This window comes from Sanguibacter antarcticus (assembly GCF_002564005.1).
Taxonomy (GTDB): Bacteria; Actinomycetota; Actinomycetes; order Actinomycetales; family Cellulomonadaceae; genus Sanguibacter; species Sanguibacter antarcticus.
Window position 1 is genome coordinate 1,453,622 of the sequence record NZ_PDJG01000001.1, and the last position, 17,641, is coordinate 1,471,262.

A 17,641-nucleotide genomic window follows, 5' to 3' on the forward strand; every position below is an offset into this window, starting at 1 on the left:
GCTCGAGCGAGGACTCGACGAGAGTGCTCTCGTGTCCTGCGTCAGCCGTCGTGACCGGGCGCAGACAGCCCGACGACGGTCTTGTGCGCGTCCCGGTGCCAGATCCCTGCGTCGAGGTAGCGGGGTCCAGCGACGGTGTAGCCGAGCCGCTCGTAGAAGCCGATCGCCTGCTCCTGAGCGCTCAGCTCGACCCGCAGCGTCCCGTCGAGCGCATGCTCCTCGCACGCGAGCTCCTCGAGCGCGCGCATGATCAGCGCGCCGACCCCGCCTGTGCGCCACCGGCGGCGGACCGCGACCCGGCCGATGTGGACGACGCCCGGGTGCGAAGGATCGGTCAGCAACCGACCTGTCGCGACCGCCACCGGGGGAACGTCCTCGTCGTCGACCGTCCTCCCGCCGTCCCGATCCTGACCGGGCTCGACCGTCGTGACGATCACGTGGGTGGTCGTCGGCGCCGTGTCGGCAGCATCCATCTCCTCGTCCAACGGAACCTGCTGCTCTGCGACGAACACCTCGAGCCGCACGCTCCAGGCGGCATCGAGCTGTGCCTGGGTGCGGACGCGCTCGGTCCGGAGCTCCGGGCTCTCGCTCGGCACCTCGTCCGTCGCGTCGTCTCGGCCCGTCACCTGTCGGCGGACCGTACGGTCTCGAGCGCCGACGCCAGGTCCTGCGGATACTCGCTCTCGACCTCGACCCACGTGCCCGTCGACGGGTGCTCGAACCCGAGCCGCTTCGCGTGCAACCACTGCCGCGAGAGCGTGACGCGCGCGGCCAAGACCGGGTCCGCGCCGTACGTGAGGTCGCCGACGCACGGGTGACGCAGCGCCGAGAAGTGGACGCGGATCTGGTGCGTGCGCCCGGTCTCCAGGTGCACCTCGACGAGCGAGGCGGCAGAGAGCATCTCGAGCACCTCATAGTGCGTGACAGACGGCTTGCCGTCGGCTAGCACCGCGAACTTGTAGTCCGCCGAGGGGTGACGACCGATCGGAGCGTCGATGGTCCCCGTGGTCGGCTCAGGGTGTCCCTGGACGAGTGCGTGATAGACCTTCTCGACGGTCCGTTCCTTGAACGCCCGCTTGAGGACCGAGTACGCGTGCTCGCTCTTCGCGACGACCATGAGCCCGGACGTCCCTACGTCGAGCCGGTGGACGATCCCTTGCCGCTCTGCGGCACCAGACGTCGAGATCCGGTACCCGCTCGCGACGAGCGCGCCCACGACAGTCGGGCCCGTCCACCCGACGGACGGGTGCGCAGCGACCCCGACCGGCTTGTCGACGACCACGACGTCGTCGTCTTCATACGCGATCCGCATGCCCGGCACAGGTTCGGCGACGACCGTCGGCCCGCTGTGCTCGCGAGGGTCCGGGAGGTCGACCTCAAGCCAGCCGTCGGCCGGCAACCGGTCCGACTTGCCCAGCTCACGACCATCGAGGCGTACCCCGCCCGACGCGGCGATCTGCGCGGCCGCCGTCCGGGACAGGCCGAGCATCCTCGAGAGCGCGGCGTCCACCCGCTCGCCGACGAGACCGTCCGGGACGGGCAGCGTACGGACAGGGCTCACGGCGTCGGCTCGTCGCCTGCAGCGCTCGTGCCAGGAGCGGCAGCAGATCCTGCACGCTCACCGTCCGGACCGATCCCGACGAAAGCCAGGACAGCGATCGCGACCGCGGCGACGACGATGGCGATGTCCGCGACGTTCCCGATGAACGGGCCGTAGTCGATGAAGTCCACGACGTGCCCTTGAGGGAACCCGGGCGAACGGAACAGCCGGTCACCGAGGTTCCCGAGCGCACCGCCGAGCACGAGACCGACAGCCACAGCCCACGGCATCGAGCGGACCCGCCGTGCACTGAGCACGATGAAGACGACCACCGCGACCGACAGGAGCGTGAGCACCCACGTGACCCCGCTGCCGAAGGACAGCGCTGCGCCCGAGTTGTAGATGAGCCGGAGGCCGACGACGTCCCCCAGAAGGGGCCGTGCTGGCTCTCCAGCGACGAGGGAGCCTTCCGCCCAGACCTTCGAGAGCTGGTCGAGGAGGAGCACGACGACGGCTAGTCCGAAGAGCACGAGGACGTAGGTCCTCGGCCTGCGGGATGCGGTCACCGACGGGTCGGCCGGGCCGTCGACAGGCTCATGGGTCGCAGGATTCTCAGAAGTCTCAGACATCACGCTGAAGTCTCCCACGACTGCCGCAGGCTCTCCGCCCCGAAAGGACGGGTGCCGTCCACCCGTCTGACCTTCAGCGCCGTTCCTCACGCTGCTTGCACGTCACGCAGAGCGTGGCACGCGGGAAGGCCTGCAGCCGGGCCTTGCCGATCGCCTCGCCGCAGATCTCGCAGCTGCCGTAGGTCCCCGCCTCGATACGGGAGAGCGCGCGAGCCGTCTGCGTGACGAGGTCGCGAGTGTTGTTCACGAAGGTGAGCTCTTGCTCCCGCTCGAGCGCCGACGAGCCCGAGTCGGCCTGGTCGTCCCCGGCGCCGTCACCAGAGTTACGCAGGAGCTCGGAGAGCTCCTGGTCGGCGACGAGCAGCTCCTCGCGGAGCCGCACGTTCTCAGCGATGAGCTCGTCTGCCAGGAGCACGATCTCCTCGGCGTCCCACGGGGCTTCACCGTCACGGACGGGGAAGCCCTTGACATCCTGGGTGAGGTTGGGGAACTGCTCCCGGGCGGGAGCGCTGCTTGTTACGTCACGGGTCGACATCGCGGCCTCTTTCATCGAAGTTAGCCGAGGTTAAACGCCGCAGCCGGTGCGCACAACTCACCACGCCGCTGTCCGCGGAGGGGTGAATCGTCCACACCGGCTGCGATCCGACCGACGCGCTCGGCGACGGTTGGTTCGATCAGATGCCTTGCTTGCCCTGGCCTTCGCCACCGCGAGCGCCGGGAAGCGCGCTGCTGCGGTTGTCGAGGTCGCCCAAGAGATTCTGCAGGTAGCTCTTGAGCCGCGTCCTGTAGTCACGCTCGAAGATCCTGAGCTCGTCGATCTTGCGCTCGAGGAGAGACCGTTCCTGCTCGAGCTGGGTGAGCGTCCGTTGGGACGTCTCCTCGGCCTCGCGGACGATCCGGGATCCCTCGCTCTTCGCCTCGGCGATGAGACGGTCGCCCTCGTCCTGGCCGGCCCGCACGTGGTCATCGTGGAGCTTCTGCGCCATCTGGATGATCCCCGTGGCCATCTCAGGCTCACGCGGCGGCATACCGCCCTGCTGCACCGCGACCGGCGGCGCCTCGAGGACAGGAGCCGGCTTCGGGGCCTCCTGCTTCTCGACCGACACGGGCTGCTCGGCCGGCAGCGCCTGCTGCTGCTGTGCGTTAGCACGGCTCAGCTCAGCGACTCGTCGCTCCGAAGCCTCGAGCTTCGCCTTGAGGTCGTCGCTCTCCGCATACAGTTCGCGCAGCGTGTTGAGAACTTCGTCGAGGAAGTCGTCAACCTCGACGACGTCATAACCCTCCCGAAACTTGGTCGCCGGGAACTTCTTGGTCAGGACATCATCTGCTGTGAGCAGTGCCACCATCGTTTTCACCTCGAATACTTGCGCTGGACTCTTCGGTCATACCACCGACCACTACCGGTCACGCTAGCGGACATTGACGCATGTGCGCTCACCTTGAGACGCGGCGTGCGGAGTATCTTCGCGTTCGATCGCTCCTGACCGTCTGCGGCCTCACTGATTCGCGAGGACCGTGAACACCTGCATGAGGAAGCTGACGCCGACGAAGAGGATGAGAAATCCCACATCCAGGCGCACGCGTCCGATCGGAAGAGGCGGAATCTTGCGCCTGAGGAACTTCACCGGTGGGTCGGTGAGCGAGTAGACGACCTCAGCCACGACGAGAAGCACGCCCTGAGGGCGCCAGCTCCGAGAGAACACCTGCACCCAGTCGAAGATCACCCTCCCGATGAGGACGATCGTGTAGAGCAGGCACAAGAATGCGAGAAGGCTCCAGACCACGTGCTAGCTCTGGTTGTAGAAGCCGGCACGGGTGGGAGCGACCTTCTCGGCCACGCGCTCCTCACCGGAGACCTCTACGTGCTCTGGGGACAGGAGGAAGACCTTGCTCGTCACACGTTCGATCGCCCCACGAAGACCGAAGATGAGGCCCGCGGAGAAGTCGACCAGACGCTTGGCGTCGGCGTCGTCCATGTCGGAGAGGTTGATGATCACAGGCGTACCGGCGCGGAAAGCCTCGCCGATCACACGTGCGTCGTTGTAGGAGCGAGGGTGCACGGTCGTGATGCGACGAAGCTCTGCCGGAGCGGTGGAGGCCACCGCTGTCTCGCGGCGCGACGACAGAGATCGATTGATGGGGGTGACCTGAGCCTCGTATTCCTGCGGCACGTCGGTTCCTACCTCGTCGTAGTCGTCGTAGTCGTCATACTCGTCCTGCTCGATCTCGCCTCGATCATCTGCGAGGCCCAGGTAAAGCATCGTCTTGCGCAGCGCTCCGGCCATCGCCCTCTCCGTTCCCACTCGGTCTGGTCAGCGGCTCCTCGGACGACCCCGAATGCTGACGGTGATGTCACGCTAGCCGAGCCTGATGGCCTGCACCCGGCGACACGCCAGCCGCCAGCGATCCCTTCACCGGTTCCACCCGCATGCTCCCGCGGTGCACGGGCCAGCGCACGGGCCGATCGCACCTCACGAGAGCACCACGACGCCGGCGAACCTGCCCGTCACCTCTCCGTTCGCCGTCGCCTCTCGATGGGAGAAGAACCGGGCGTCCGTCCGTGTGCACGTTGCGACCTCTACCACCTCGGCGACGCCCAGTCGCCGCAGCTCGCGGGCCACCGCACCCGGCAGATCGAGGGACGGCGTGCCCCACGACGTGGTCGCCCGCACGCCAGGCACGACGTCGGACACCGCGTCCTGTAGTGCCTGCGGGACCTCGTAGCACTCTCCGCAGACGGCTGGCCCGACCGCTGAGCGGATCGTGGACACCGTCGCTCCCGCGTCGACCATGGCTCCGACGGTCGTCGCGACGACGCCCGCAGCCAGCCCTGCGCGGCCGGCGTGGACCACGGCGCCGACCCGGTGCACAGGGTCGGCGAGGAGCACCGGCACGCAGTCCGCGACGAGCACACCGAGCGGCACGAGCGGGACAGCGGTGACCGAGGCGTCTGCTGTCCCCCGGCTGCGCTCGACGCCGACCGCTGCACGATCGACGACCTGGACGACCGTGCCGTGCACCTGCGTCAGGTATGACACCTTCGCACCGACCTCGACGTCGACGAGGTCCCTGTTCGCCAGGACGACCTCGTCGTCGTCCTGGACGTTGAGACCGAGATTGAGGGTGCCACGAGGAGGCCCAGAGAGTCCTCCGTCTCGGGTCGTGAAGAATGCACGGATCCCGGGACCGAGGTCGACCTCGATCACCGGGATCACGGGAGTGCGTACCACTGCTGGACGACCTGCTACTTGAGGAAGTCGGGGATGTCGAGCTCCTCGACACGGCGTCGCTGGGGCTCCTCGTCGAAGATCCTCGGGACCTCGAGCTGACCCGTGCGCGGCACCGCATCTGGATCTGTCGACAAGAACGCCGGAACAGGTCCGCTCTGCTGATACGGCTGCTGAGCCGACTGCTGCGCCTGGTAGGCCGCCGGGTTCACCGGAGCGCTCTCCGGACCGTCGAACCCGGAGTCGAGGGGGACGACCGGGCGGGCGAGCGCGTGCACGCCCGTCGTGGTCGGGACCGAGGCGAGCGCGGCCGGCTGAGCCGAGGCGACAGGGGCCGTCGAGGCGGCCGGAGCCGCAGCCGAACCGGTCACCTGGCCGAGACCACGGGCGTCTTTGCGGGTCTGCGGCGCTCCACCGTCGAAGCCCGCCGCGATGACCGTGACACGGACCTCGTCACCGAGCGCGTCGTCGATCACAGCACCGAAGATGATGTTGGCCTCAGGGTGAGCAGCCTCGTGGACGAGGCGCGCGGCCTCGTTGATCTCGAACAGCCCGAGGTCCGATCCGCCCTGGATGCTCAAGAGCACACCGTGCGCCCCGTCGATGCTGGCCTCGAGCAGCGGCGAGGAGATCGCGAGCTCGGCCGCCTGGACCGCCCGGTCGTCGCCGCGTGCCGAGCCGATGCCCATGAGCGCGCTGCCTGCCCCTTGCATGACCGACTTGACGTCGGCGAAGTCGAGGTTGATGAGGCCCGGGGTCGTGATGAGGTCGGTGATCCCCTGGACACCCGAGAGGAGCACCTGGTCGGCAGAGTGGAACGCATCGAGAGCGGAGACGTTGCGGTCAGACATCGACAAGAGGCGGTCGTTGGGGATGATGATGAGGGTGTCGACCTCGTCGCGCAGGGCTTCGATGCCCGCGTCGGCCTGTGTCGAACGACGCCGTCCCTCGAACGTGAACGGACGTGTGACGACACCGACCGTGAGCGCTCCCAGCGCCCGAGCGATGCGCGCAACGACGGGCGCTCCCCCGGTTCCGGTGCCGCCACCCTCGCCAGCGGTCACGAAGACCATGTCAGCGCCCCGCAGGACGTCCTCGATCTCTTCGGTGTGGTCTTCTGCGGCCTTCTTGCCAACCTCGGGGTCGGCGCCAGCGCCGAGCCCACGCGTGAGCTCACGGCCTACGTCGAGCTTGACGTCGGCATCGGACATGAGGAGCGCCTGAGCATCGGTGTTGATCGCGATGAACTCGACACCCTTGAGCCCGACCTCGATCATCCGGTTGACGGCGTTCACGCCACCGCCTCCGATGCCGACCACCTTGATCACCGCTAGGTAGTTTTGCGGAGTTGTCACGTCCGTGCCTCTCGATCTGGGAACACTGAACCCTCACCCTCATGTAGAAGGTTATAGTTATGTCAGGTTGTACTAGGGTCGACGTTATGCGCACCTCGCTGCGCTATCAACGACCTGACCCGCGTGTCGGTGAATTGTTTGACCACACCGGCCCCGATCCACTCACCGAGTGATCGGGAACGTCGGCGCCGAGACGTCGAACACACTCGATCCACGGCTCACCTCCGCCGTCCGCAGCGTCGCGAGCACCTGACTCTTGAGCTCCGACTCCTGAGAGCTCCCCCACTCGACGACCACACCGTCACGCAGCGTGAGCGTGACCGAGTCCTGTGTCGTCGCCGACAGCGACCCGACCTCAGCAGCGAGATCGTCCGGCAACGAGTTGAGGACGACGAGCGCCGCCTCGAGCGTACGCCGGTCTTCGCCCGTCAAGGGGATCGTGATGAGCGGCAGCTCCGGAGGTGCCACCGCCACGACACCGACCTGGACCGCGTCCTGGTCGAGGAGAGCGACGCCGTCGGCGACCGGGACCGCGGCCACCGGTTCGCGTGCGACGACGACCACGGCCAGGCCAGACGGCCACTGTCGTGAGATCGAGACGTCACGGACGTTCGGCACCTCGAGCAGCTCCCCGCGCAGCGTGACCGTGTCCACGAGCGCGAGCGACGTCCCGTCGTACTCTGCGACGACTGCGACGATCGCCGCGGCGTCGACCGAGCTGCCCGTGCCGTCGACCGTCAGACGATCCGCGTCGAACGACAGCAGGCTCGAGTACAGGACCGCCCACGCCGCCCCCGAGAGGAACGCCACGACGCTCGTCACGACGAGCGCACGGCGCACGAGACGGTGGCGCCGCATCGCCTTCTGCTCGGCGAGCCGCTCCGCCATCCCCGTCGAGATCACCGGCACCCGGTGCATCGCACCCGTCGGAGTCCGTGGGACCGTGACGGACCCGGTCCGCGGAGGCTGCGCGGCGACCTGGGCCTCCGGTCGCCGCGGGCCGCGTGTGGCGGGCTTCAGGGACGCGGGCTTCGCAGGGGCGGCCGGCGTCGCCCCGGTCTTCGTCGGGGCAGGCTTCGCCGAAACAGCCTTCTTTACCGGAACGTTCTTCGTCGTCCCGCTCTTCGTCGTCCCGCTCTTCGTCGTCCCGCTCTTCGCTGGCGCGGCACGGCCGGCGGCGTCTTTCGGCGTCGCCGGTCGACGTGGCGCGGCGGGGCGCCGTGGATCGGTCGGCGCCCGATCGCCTCGCGGGCGAGGAGCGGGAGGAGGCTTCACGACCCTCGGACCGCCGATGCCTCGTCGGCTGCACGAGCGTCGATCGTCGTGAGCACCACGCCTCCCAGCTCGGTGACGTCCCCCGCCCCGACCGTGATCACGAGATCACCGGGCTGGGCGAGCTCGGCGACCGTGCGCGCGGCCTCCAGACGGTCGCGCACGACACGGCCACGACCTGGGGTCGACATGCGGTCGACGATCGTGTGCGCACCGACGCTCGGGTCCGGATCCTCTCGGGCGCCGTACACGTCGGTCACGACGACGACGTCCGCGAGCTCCAGGGCATCAGCGAACTCGTGCGCGAAGATCCGGGTACGGGAGTAGAGGTGCGGCTGGAAGAGAACGATGATCCGGCCGCCGGCCGCGACCCCACGAGCGGCCACGAGCATGGCTGCGACCTCCGTGGGATGGTGCGCGTAGTCGTCGACGACCCGCACCCCTCGGGCCACCCCGCGCAGCTCGAAACGACGCCCTGTACCCATGAACTCTCCGACACCGGCAGCCGCGGCGTCGGGCGGGACTTCCAGCGCGAGCGCCACGAGCACAGCGGCAGAGGCGTTGAGGGCGTTGTGCATCCCTGACACGCGGAGATCGACGTCGAGCACGACACCGTCGCGCGACACGGGCGTCCCGGGGGCCACGACGAGCGTGAAGCGGCAGCCACCGGTCTCTGGGACGACCGCGTAGCCCGCGAGGACCGCTGTCGCACCGTCCGCGGTCCCGTAGGTGAGCGCCCGGCCACCCGCAGCCACGTGGTGGGACACCAGGGACCGTGCACCGGCATCGTCGACGCACGCCACGAGATACCCGGCAGGGTCGATGTTGCCCGCAAAGGTGCGGAACGCTTCTTCGAACGCCTCGCGCGAGCCGTAGTGGTCGAGGTGGTCGGGCTCGACGTTCGTGACCACCGAGACGAACGGCCGGTACGCCAGGAACGAGCCGTCAGACTCGTCTGCCTCGGCGACCAGCACGTCCCCGGCACCGAGGTGGCCGCCAGGGAGCGCCCCGTCCGCGGTGAGGACCGACCCCCCGATGGCGAAGGACGGCTCCAGACCCGCTGCAGTGAGCGCCACAGCGATCATCGCTGACGTCGTCGTCTTGCCGTGAGCGCCAGCGACCGCCACCGAACGGCGACCGGCCATGAGCACGGCGAGCGCCTGCGACCGGTGGAGGACTCGCAGGCCCGCCGCCCTCGCGGCGACCAGCTCAGGGTTGTCCGCGCGGACCGCGCTCGACACGACAACCGTCTGCGCATCGGCGACGTTCGATGCCTCGTGCCCGATCCACACGCGGACACCTGCCTCGCCGAGCGCGTCCGTGACAGCGCTGCGGCGAGCATCTGACCCCTGGACGTGCGCCCCCTCGCTCACCAGGAGACGGGCGACGACCGACATCCCTGCGCCGCCGACGCCGATGAGGTGCACGGTACCGAGGTCGGCCACGGGCAGGGAGACCTGCGGACCGCCCGTGGTCTGCTCGGAGCTCATCGAGAGACCGATGGCTGCTCGGTCACGGTCTCGACGAGGCCCACGACCCGGCTCGCAGCGTCGGGGACACCCACAGACCGAGCGGCGTGGCTCATGATCGCGAGCGCGGCCGGGTTCTCGAGCAACGGCAGCACGATCGTCCGGACCCACTCGGGAGTGAACTCGTCGTCGGCGACGATCAGCCCGCCACCGACCTCGACGAGCGGCGCGGCGTTGAGCCGCTGCTCCCCGTTGCCGATGGGCAGCGGGACGTATGCGGCGGGCAGCCCGAGCGCGGCCAGCTCGCACACGGTCCCAGCACCGGAGCGACACACCACGAGGTCCGCGACCGCGTAGGCGAGCTGCATGTCGCTGAGGTACTCACGCGCCTGGTAGAGAGACGCGTGCTCGGGGTCGAGCGCGCTCACGCTCGCCTGCACCGCCTCAGCCTTGCCACGACCTGTGAGGTGGAGCACCTGGATGCCCGCAGCGGTGGTCTCCGCGACGAGTGCCGTCATCGTCTCGTTGAGCCGTTGCGCACCGAGCGAGCCACCGGTGACGAGGAGCGTCGGCCGGTCGGCCTGCAGACCGAGCGCCTGCGCCGCAGCTGCCCGCGTCCCCGCAGGATCAGCGGCACGCTCGGCGATGAGCGTCGAGATCTCGTGACGCAGCGGGAGCCCGGTGACCTGCGCCCCGGGCAGAGCCGTGCTGGCGAACGTCACCGCGACGGACCGCGCCCAGCGCGCACCGAGCCGGTTCGCGAGACCGGGGCGAGCGTTCTGCTCGTGGATCACGACGGGGATCCCTCGCCGACGCGCAGCGAGGTACGCGGGCGTCGCGACGTATCCGCCAAAACCGACGACGACACGTGCCCCGGTCTCGTCGATCGCTCGGCCTGCCGCACGAACTGCAGCACCGAGCTTGCCCGGCAGCGTGAACCACGCAAGGCTCGGCCGACGCGGCATCGGTACCCGTGGGACGAACCGCAGGTCGTGCCCACGCTCCGGGACGAGAGTTGCCTCGAGCCCTTCTCGGGTCCCGAGGACCGTGATCGTCGCATCCGGATATCGGGCACGGATCTCGTCCGCCACCGCGAGGAGCGGGTTCACATGACCCGCTGTACCGCCACCTGCAAGAAGAACTGACTCAATCACGCTTCTCATCACCCGAGCTCGTCGTCTGTACCTGTCACTACCGGTCGTCTGCGCCGTGACGCCGCTCGCCCCATCACGGCGACGGAGCGGCGAACGACGTTGGGCCGAGCCGCGAGCGCCTCACGAGCGCCCGGTTCGTCCCGTGCGAAGGATATGACGATTCCGAGAGCAAGCATGGTCGCGACCAGCGCCGACCCTCCCGCGGACACCAGCGGCAGGGGGATTCCGATGACCGGGAGGATGCCGATGACGACCCCGATGTTGATGAGCGCCTGACCGATGATCCAGCACGCGATCGCAGCGGTCGTGATCTTGACCATCGGATCGGGGTGGCGGCGCACGATGCGGAGCATCGCCAGGCCGAGGAGCGCGAAGAGCGCCAGGACGAGCAGCGCTCCCAGCAGACCGAGCTCCTCGCCGAGGACGGCGAAGATGAAGTCGTTGTGGGCTTCTGGCAGGTACGACCACTTCTCGAAACCTGCTCCGAGGCCCACCCCCATGAGGCCGCCTGTGCCGAGCCCTTCGAGCCCGCGCACGACCTGGTAGCATGCCCCTGCTTCGTCGCACTGGCCGCCGAACGTCGCGGCGATCCGGTTCATGCGGTTGTCCGAGCCGACCACCAGGACAGCGACTGCGGCGATCACCCCAGCCCCAGCGATGGCGAACATCCGCAGGGGAAGCCCGGCGACGAACAGCGCACCCGCGACGATGAGCATGAGCACCATCGCGGTCCCGAGGTCTTTGCCTGCGAGCACGAGCGCGATGACGACCATGGCTACGGGGATGACCGGCACGAAGGCATGCTTCCACTCCCCCAGCAGCGCCATCTTGCGACCCAGCACGACCCCGAGCCAGACGGCGAGCGCGACCTTGGCCAGCTCAGACGGCTGGATCGTGATGCCACCTCCGAGATACACCCAGTTCGTGTTGCCCTTCTCTCCCCGCGCCATCGGGGTGAAGATCAACAGCTGCAGACCCATGGCGAGGAACAGCGCAGGCCAGGCCATCTTCTTGTAGAACGACGGTCTCAGACGCATGGCCACGAGCATGAACGGCAGTCCCATGAGCGCGAACTTCGCCTGGTTGAGGAAGACGGAGTAGGCGGAGTCCCCGTCCTGCAGGGAGTCCACCGACGAGCTCGAGAGCACCATGACAAGACCGAGCACGAGGAGCAGCACGGTGGCGCCCGCGAGGAGGTAGTAGCTCGTCACGGCGCTGTTCCACTGTCCGAGCCAGACACCGCGCGCCGCGCGCCGGACCGGGGTCCGGCTGCTCGCAGGACGTGGTGCAGCGGCCTGGATCGTCGTTGCCTTCGACATGGTGCGCAGCTACCTCGGCGCCGAAGCGATGCGGAGAGCCTCACGGGCGAAAGCGTCGCCTCGCTCGGCATACGAGCTGAACTGGTCCATCGAGGCGCACGCAGGAGCCAGGAGAACGGTGTCTCCCGGCAGGGCGAGCTCGAAGGCTTGGTCGACCGCGCGTCTCATCACTGTCTCAGTGTCGCCAGGATCGACCTCCACGACGGGTACATCGGGCGCGTGTCGCTCGAGAGCCTCGCGCAGACCGACGTGATCGACCCCGATGAGGACGGCTGCTCGGACCTGACCCGACCGCGTCCGGACGAGATCGTCGAAGGTCGCGCCCTTGGCGAGCCCACCGGCGATCCACACGACGGTGCCTGGCGCGAAGGACCCGAGAGAGGCTGCCGCCGCGTGGGCGTTCGTCGCCTTGGAGTCGTCGACGAAGGCCACCGGAGGCACCTCGTCGGCGCCCGCCGCAACGGCCCCAGAACCGGTGACCTGTGGACGTGCCGGTGCGGTGGCGACCGTCTGGATCCGGTGCCCTCCAGGATGGAAAGCACGGAGTCCGTCGCGCACCGCTGCCGCGCTGACGCCGTACGCGCGGGCCAGCGCGGCGGCGGCGAGCGCGTTCGACACGACATGGGACGGCACGCTGCCGTCGGGACCTGCCAGGTGTGCCAGGTCGTCCATCGTGGCGAGCTCGGCGGCACGCTCGTGGCGCGTCGGGTCGTCGTGCGCCGCGTGGAAGGCCCGGTCGCACAGGACACCGTCGACGACCCCGAGCTCTGACCGTCCTGGGGCCCCGAGCGTGAGACCGACCGCACGTGCACCGTCGACCACGTCCGCGTCACGCACGAGCTGTTCCGTGCGCGGGTCGGCTGTGCTGTAGACGCACGCACGCTGGGCCCGCTCATAGATGCGCCCCTTCGCCCGTGCGTACTCCTCGAGGGAGCCGTGCCAGTCGAGGTGGTCCTGGGCGACGTTGAGGACGGCACCGGCGAGCACGGACATCGAGTGCGTGAAGTGGAGCTGGAAGCTGGAGAGCTCCACCGCGAGCACGTCGATCCGGTCGTCGAGCACCGCATCGACGATCGGTCTGCCGACGTTCCCGACAGCGGCCGTGCGCCGGCCGTCCGCCTCGAGGATGGACTGGAGCATCTCCACCGTCGTCGTCTTGCCGTTCGTCCCTGTCACAGCGAGCCATGGTGCGGGCTCCCCCGTGGCCCGCGAGGCCACCCGCAGGTGCCACGCGAGCTCGACCTCGCTCCACACCGGGATGCCTCGGGTCGACGCCTCGACGAACAAGGGTGTCGAGGGAGGCCACCCCGGAGAGGCGACGACGAGGTCGACCGTGCCGAGGTCGACGTCCGCCGCAGCAGAGAGGTTCGCGTCGGGCGCGCTCGCGTCTAGCGAGAGCACCGATACCGCCACCGGGCTGAGCGCGCGCACCACCGCACGCCCTGTCACGCCGAGCCCGGCGACGAGCACGCGTGCTGACGACAGGTCGACCACTAGCCCACGACCCACTCGGCGTAGAAGATCCCCATCCCGAGAGCCGCGAAGAGCCCAGCGATGATCCAGAAGCGGATGACGATCGTCACCTCGCCCCAGCCGGAGAGCTCGAAGTGGTGGTGCAGCGGGGCCATCTTGAACACCCGCTTGCCCGTGAGCTTGAAGAAGCCGATCTGGATGATGTCCGAGAGGACGACGAGCACGAACATGCCGCCGATGATGATCGCGAGGAGCTCGGTCCGAGAGAGGATCGAGAGACCGGCGAGCGCGCCGCCGAGCGCGAGCGAACCGGTGTCACCCATGAAGATCTTCGCCGGAGAGGCGTTCCACCACAAGAATCCGAAGCACGCCCCCATGATCGCGGCTGCCACGATGGCCAGATCGAGCGGGTCACGGACCTCGTAGCACCGCGGCCCCACCGAGCCTGCGAGCTGGCAGTTCTGGTTGAACTGCCAGATGCTCACGAGGACGTAGGCGCCGAAGACGATGAGCGACACCCCGGTTGCAAGACCGTCGAGACCGTCGGTGAGGTTCACCGCGTTCGACCAGGCGGTGATGATGAGGTTCGCCCAGATGACGAAGAGGATGAGCCCGACCGTCACCCCGGCGAACGCCAGGTCGATGTTCGTGTCGCGGATGAAGGAGATCTTCATCGCACCTGGTGTGCGGTAGTTCTCGTTCGGGAATCGCACCGCGAGCACCGCGAAGGCGATACCGACGACTCCCTGGCCGACGAACTTCCACCGTGCCGAGAGTCCGAGGCTGCGCTGGCGCGAGATCTTGATGTAGTCGTCAAGGAGCCCGATGAGCCCGAGACCCGCCATGAGGAACATCACGAGGACCGCCGACGTCGACGGCAGCCGACCGCTGACGATCGAGGCCATCACCCAGCCGGCGATCGTCGCCCCGATGATGACGACACCGCCCATGGTCGGGGTCCCGCGCTTGGTGAAGTGCGCGGTCGGGCCGTCCTGGCGGATGAACTGACCGTAGTTGCGCTTGACGAGAAGCCGGATGAACAGCGGCGTGCCGAAGAGGGCGACGATCAGTGCCGTGCCCGCCGAGACGAGTACCCCGATCACGAGGCGACCACCGTGGTGAGCTCGTCGCCGAGCCGCCAGAGGCCTGCACCGTTGGACGCCTTGACGAGCACGACGTCACCGGAGCGGAGCTCGCCCGCGAGGAACCGTGACGCAGCGTCGACGTCGGGAACCTCGAGCACCTCGTCGCCCCAGGAACCTTCCTGGGTCGCTCCGTCGCCGATCCCGGACGCTCCCGCGCCGACGACGACGAGCAGCTTGATGTTCAGGCGGACGACCAGTCGACCGATCTCGTCGTGCACGGCCCGCGAGTCGGGTCCGAGCTCGAGCATCTCCCCGAGGACCGCGATCGAACGACGGTCGCGGCCTGCCATGACGGCGAGCGCCTTGAGCGCCGCGCGCATCGAGTCCGGGTTCGCGTTGTAGGCGTCGTCGATGACCGTCACACCATCAGGACGGTCGGTGACCGCCATCCGGTGCGGGCTCGCCGCGGACGCCGAGCCGAGCAGCGCCCCGACCTGCTCGAGCGGCAGACCCAGCTCGAGAGCCGCCGTGGCGGCCGCCAGCGCGTTGGTGAGGTGGTGCTCCCCGACGAGGCGGAGCGTGACCGGGACGCTGGCGTCGTCGTGCTCCAGATCGAACGAGACGTGACCGCCCCGGTCGATCTGGACTCCGACGGCCCGCACGGTGCACTCGCGCACCGTCCCGAACGTGACCACGCGACCAGGCGCGACGTCCCGCATCGCTACGACCCGGTGGTCGTCGGCGTTGAGGATCGCGACCCCGCCGGGAGCCAGCCCGGTGACGAGCTCGGACTTCGCTCGCGCGACCGCCTCGAGGTCGCCGAAGCCACCGAGGTGTGCGCTGCCGACGGCGAGCACGACAGACACGTCGGGCGGGGCTATGCCGGTGAGATAGATGAGGTCACCGGGCGCGGAGGCACCCATCTCGAGGACGAGGAAGCGTGTGTCACGGGTCGCGCGCAGCACGGTGAGCGGCAGCCCGATCTCGTTGTTCAGCGAGCCCGCGGGCAGCACGGTCTCCCCTGCAGACGCGAGGAGGCGTCCGAGCAGGTCCTTCGTCGTCGTCTTGCCGACCGATCCGGTGACGGCCACGACCTCGATGGTCCCCGCGGTCCGCAGCCGCCGCAGGTGCTCCGCTGCGACCAGGCCGAGCGCTGTCTGGACGTCGTCGACGACGACGCACGGCACCCCGTCGACCGCGTGGGACGCCAGCACGAGCGCGGCGCCCGCGTCCACAGCTGCACGTGCGTGGTCGTGACCGTCGGTCCGGTCGCCGACGATCGCGACGAAGAGGCCCCCTGGCCCGACCTTCCGCGAGTCGGTCTCGACTGCGCCGCGGACGACGAGATCTAAGGGTGCAGCCGTCTCGCCCCCGGTGATCTGCGCGATCTCTGCTGCGGTCAGATCGATCACTCGTCGTGCTCCTTCGTCTTGTTCGTCCGGGCTGCGAGTGCAGCCCGGACCTCGACCCTGTCGTCGAGCGGGTGGTTCACGCCGTCGATCTCTTGCCACACCTCGTGGCCCCGACCAGCAACGAGGACTGTATCGTCCTCGTGCGCTGCTAGGACGATCTCGCGGATAGCACGGGCACGGGGTGCGATCTCGAGCACGTCGACGACACGTGGGCACGGCTCGCCAGCAGCGTCGGCTGCTGCTGCTCGGGCTCCGTCGAGGACCGCCGCGCGAATCTGCTCGGCGGGCTCTCCGTGAGGATCGTCGTCCGTGACGACGACGACGTCGGCGGTGCGGGCGGCGACCGCGCCCATAATAGGACGTTTACCCGTGTCCCGGTCACCGGTGGCACCGAAGACGACGGTCAGCCGACCGGGCGTCGTGGGTCGCAGCGCGGCGATGGCGAGCTCGAGCGCGTCAGCGTTGTGCGCGAAGTCGACGACGACGCGCGGCGAGACCCCGACGACCTCCATGCGACCGGGGACCGCGGCATCCATGCCACCGGACCGGTCCAGCGCCTGCGAGAGCGCATCGATGTCGGCACCGGCCTCGATCACCATCGTCAGCGCCAGCGCCGCGTTGGCCACGTTGAAGACACCAGGCAGCGCGGTGCGGGTCCGGAGGGTGCGTCCGTCCCGGTGGCGCAGCGTGAACGCGGAACCGTCGACAGCCGGCACGATGTCGGCGACCCACCAGTCGGAGGCCCCTGCCTCCTCGATGCTCAACGTCGCGACAGGGACGGTCGCTGCCTCGGCAACCCGGCGGCCCCACGGTCCGTCGACGACGACGACCCCGCGTCGCGCACGCTCTGGGGCGAACAGCATCATCTTCGCAGCGAGGTACGCCTCGAGAGTCTCGTGGAAGTCGAGGTGGTCCTGGCTGAGGTTCGTGAACCCCACCATGTCGAACACGACGCCGTCGACCCGGTGCAGTGCCAGCGCGTGGGACGACACCTCCATCGCGAGCGACCGGACACCGTCCTCGCGCATGGTCGCCAGCACCGCCTGCAGGGTCGCGGCGTCCGGAGTCGTCAGCCTGCTCGGGAGCACACGGTCGCCCGACCTGGTCTCGACGGTGCCGATGAGCCCGCCGCTGCGTCCTTGCGCTCGGGCCAGCTGGTCGAGAAGGTAGGTCGTCGTCGTCTTGCCGTTCGTGCCTGTGACGCCGAACGTGAGCAGTGCGCGTGCCGGCTCGCCGTAGAACCATGAGGCCAGCTCGCTGAGGAGCGCACGCGAGTCGACGGTGTCGGGGACGACGAGCACAGGTACCGGGCTCACAGCCCCGGTGATGCCGGCCGCAGCAGTCGATGCGCTCAGGCTCTCTGCGACGAGGTCGCGGCCACGGGCGTCCGTGAGCACACCGACCGCTCCACGACGGAGCGCGTCGGCTGCATACCGGGCACCGTGGGAGGTGAATCCTTGCGTCGCCACGAAGAGGTCCCCGGGAACCACGTCGGCGCTGCTCGCGGTCACGCCCGTGACTCTCACCTGCTCTGACGCGTCAGGAACAGCGAGACCGAATCGTTCGGAGATCTCGCCGACCGACCGTGCGCTCGTGCTGGCAGGGCGCATCTGATCGTGCTCGGAAGTCATGGGGCAAACCTATCCTGCGAAGACCCCTGCCTAGAGCACGGATCCTACCGGGCACAGCCCGTGCGAAGCGTCGGT

General features: G+C 68.9%; 18 protein-coding genes. 1 reads left to right on the forward strand and 17 read right to left on the reverse strand.

Translation table 11 applies throughout. The annotated features are described in order from the left end of the window. Nucleotides 1-41: 41 nt before the first annotated feature. From ATL42_RS06570 to ATL42_RS06615, 10 genes are all read right to left on the reverse strand, one after another. Nucleotides 42-626, reverse strand: a complete 585-nt coding sequence (locus ATL42_RS06570; protein ID WP_245862217.1) for a GNAT family N-acetyltransferase — start codon at nt 624-626, stop codon at nt 42-44. Next, nucleotides 623-1,561, reverse strand: a complete 939-nt coding sequence (locus tag ATL42_RS06575; RefSeq protein WP_098454659.1) for an RluA family pseudouridine synthase — start codon at nt 1,559-1,561, stop codon at nt 623-625. Before ATL42_RS06575 ends, ATL42_RS06570 begins: the two co-directional genes overlap by 4 nt. Beyond that, entirely contained in the window at nt 1,558-2,169 is a 612-nt protein-coding gene (locus tag ATL42_RS06580; protein ID WP_098456394.1) for a signal peptidase II, read from the reverse strand. Before ATL42_RS06580 ends, ATL42_RS06575 begins: the two co-directional genes overlap by 4 nt. Before the next feature lie 73 nt (nt 2,170-2,242). After that, entirely contained in the window at nt 2,243-2,704 is a 462-nt protein-coding gene (locus ATL42_RS06585) for a TraR/DksA family transcriptional regulator (RefSeq protein ID WP_098454660.1), read from the reverse strand. A 139-nt stretch (nt 2,705-2,843) separates the two neighbouring features. Further along, nucleotides 2,844-3,512 carry a DivIVA domain-containing protein gene (locus ATL42_RS06590; RefSeq protein ID WP_211281862.1) on the reverse strand — a complete coding sequence of 223 codons (669 nt, stop codon included), beginning with the start codon at nt 3,510-3,512 and terminating at the stop codon, nt 2,844-2,846. Between the two features lie 153 nt (nt 3,513-3,665). Further along, on the reverse strand, nt 3,666-3,953 hold the full coding sequence (locus tag ATL42_RS06595) for a YggT family protein (protein WP_098454662.1): 288 nt from the start codon (nt 3,951-3,953) through the stop codon (nt 3,666-3,668). Between the two features lie 3 nt (nt 3,954-3,956). Next, entirely contained in the window at nt 3,957-4,454 is a 498-nt protein-coding gene (locus tag ATL42_RS06600; protein WP_098454663.1) for a cell division protein SepF, read from the reverse strand. A 186-nt stretch (nt 4,455-4,640) separates the two neighbouring features. Then, the gene (locus tag ATL42_RS06605) at nt 4,641-5,399 is read right to left on the reverse strand and encodes a purine nucleoside phosphorylase YfiH/LACC1 family protein (protein ID WP_245862218.1); all 759 of its coding nucleotides are present in this window, start codon (nt 5,397-5,399) and stop codon (nt 4,641-4,643) included. 14 nt (nt 5,400-5,413) lie between these two features. After that, nucleotides 5,414-6,751 carry a cell division protein FtsZ gene (gene ftsZ, locus ATL42_RS06610; protein WP_098454664.1) on the reverse strand — a complete coding sequence of 446 codons (1,338 nt, stop codon included), beginning with the start codon at nt 6,749-6,751 and terminating at the stop codon, nt 5,414-5,416. Between the two features lie 162 nt (nt 6,752-6,913). Then, entirely contained in the window at nt 6,914-7,660 is a 747-nt protein-coding gene (locus ATL42_RS06615) for a cell division protein FtsQ/DivIB (protein ID WP_169925355.1), read from the reverse strand. Nucleotides 7,661-7,694: 34 nt separating this feature from the next. On the opposite strand from ATL42_RS06615, the gene ATL42_RS06620 reads away from it, so the two are divergent. After that, entirely contained in the window at nt 7,695-8,078 is a 384-nt protein-coding gene (locus ATL42_RS06620) for a hypothetical protein (RefSeq protein WP_143556708.1), read from the forward strand. Here the strand turns inward: ATL42_RS06620 and murC are convergent. From murC to ATL42_RS06655, 7 genes are read right to left on the reverse strand one after another with little or no spacing between them, the layout of a single operon-like run. Beyond that, nucleotides 8,023-9,513, reverse strand: a complete 1,491-nt coding sequence (gene murC / locus ATL42_RS06625) for a UDP-N-acetylmuramate--L-alanine ligase (RefSeq protein ID WP_098454667.1) — start codon at nt 9,511-9,513, stop codon at nt 8,023-8,025. The two genes, ATL42_RS06620 and murC, sit on opposite strands and share 56 nt — an antisense overlap. Continuing rightward, the gene (gene murG, locus ATL42_RS06630; protein WP_098454668.1) at nt 9,510-10,655 is read right to left on the reverse strand and encodes an undecaprenyldiphospho-muramoylpentapeptide beta-N-acetylglucosaminyltransferase; all 1,146 of its coding nucleotides are present in this window, start codon (nt 10,653-10,655) and stop codon (nt 9,510-9,512) included. The genes murC and murG overlap by 4 nt, the downstream gene beginning before the upstream one ends. After that, entirely contained in the window at nt 10,655-11,965 is a 1,311-nt protein-coding gene (gene ftsW / locus ATL42_RS06635; RefSeq protein WP_098454669.1) for a putative lipid II flippase FtsW, read from the reverse strand. The genes murG and ftsW overlap by 1 nt, the downstream gene beginning before the upstream one ends. Nucleotides 11,966-11,974: 9 nt before the next feature. After that, the gene (gene murD, locus ATL42_RS06640) at nt 11,975-13,459 is read right to left on the reverse strand and encodes a UDP-N-acetylmuramoyl-L-alanine--D-glutamate ligase (protein WP_098454670.1); all 1,485 of its coding nucleotides are present in this window, start codon (nt 13,457-13,459) and stop codon (nt 11,975-11,977) included. Further along, entirely contained in the window at nt 13,459-14,541 is a 1,083-nt protein-coding gene (mraY, locus tag ATL42_RS06645) for a phospho-N-acetylmuramoyl-pentapeptide-transferase (protein ID WP_098454671.1), read from the reverse strand. Before mraY ends, murD begins: the two co-directional genes overlap by 1 nt. Next, entirely contained in the window at nt 14,538-15,935 is a 1,398-nt protein-coding gene (locus ATL42_RS06650) for a UDP-N-acetylmuramoyl-tripeptide--D-alanyl-D-alanine ligase (protein WP_098454672.1), read from the reverse strand. The genes mraY and ATL42_RS06650 overlap by 4 nt, the downstream gene beginning before the upstream one ends. Next, a complete protein-coding gene (locus ATL42_RS06655; protein WP_098454673.1) occupies nt 15,932-17,566 on the reverse strand; it encodes a UDP-N-acetylmuramoyl-L-alanyl-D-glutamate--2,6-diaminopimelate ligase in 1,635 nt (544 codons plus the stop codon). The genes ATL42_RS06650 and ATL42_RS06655 overlap by 4 nt, the downstream gene beginning before the upstream one ends. Nucleotides 17,567-17,641: the final 75 nt, after the last annotated feature.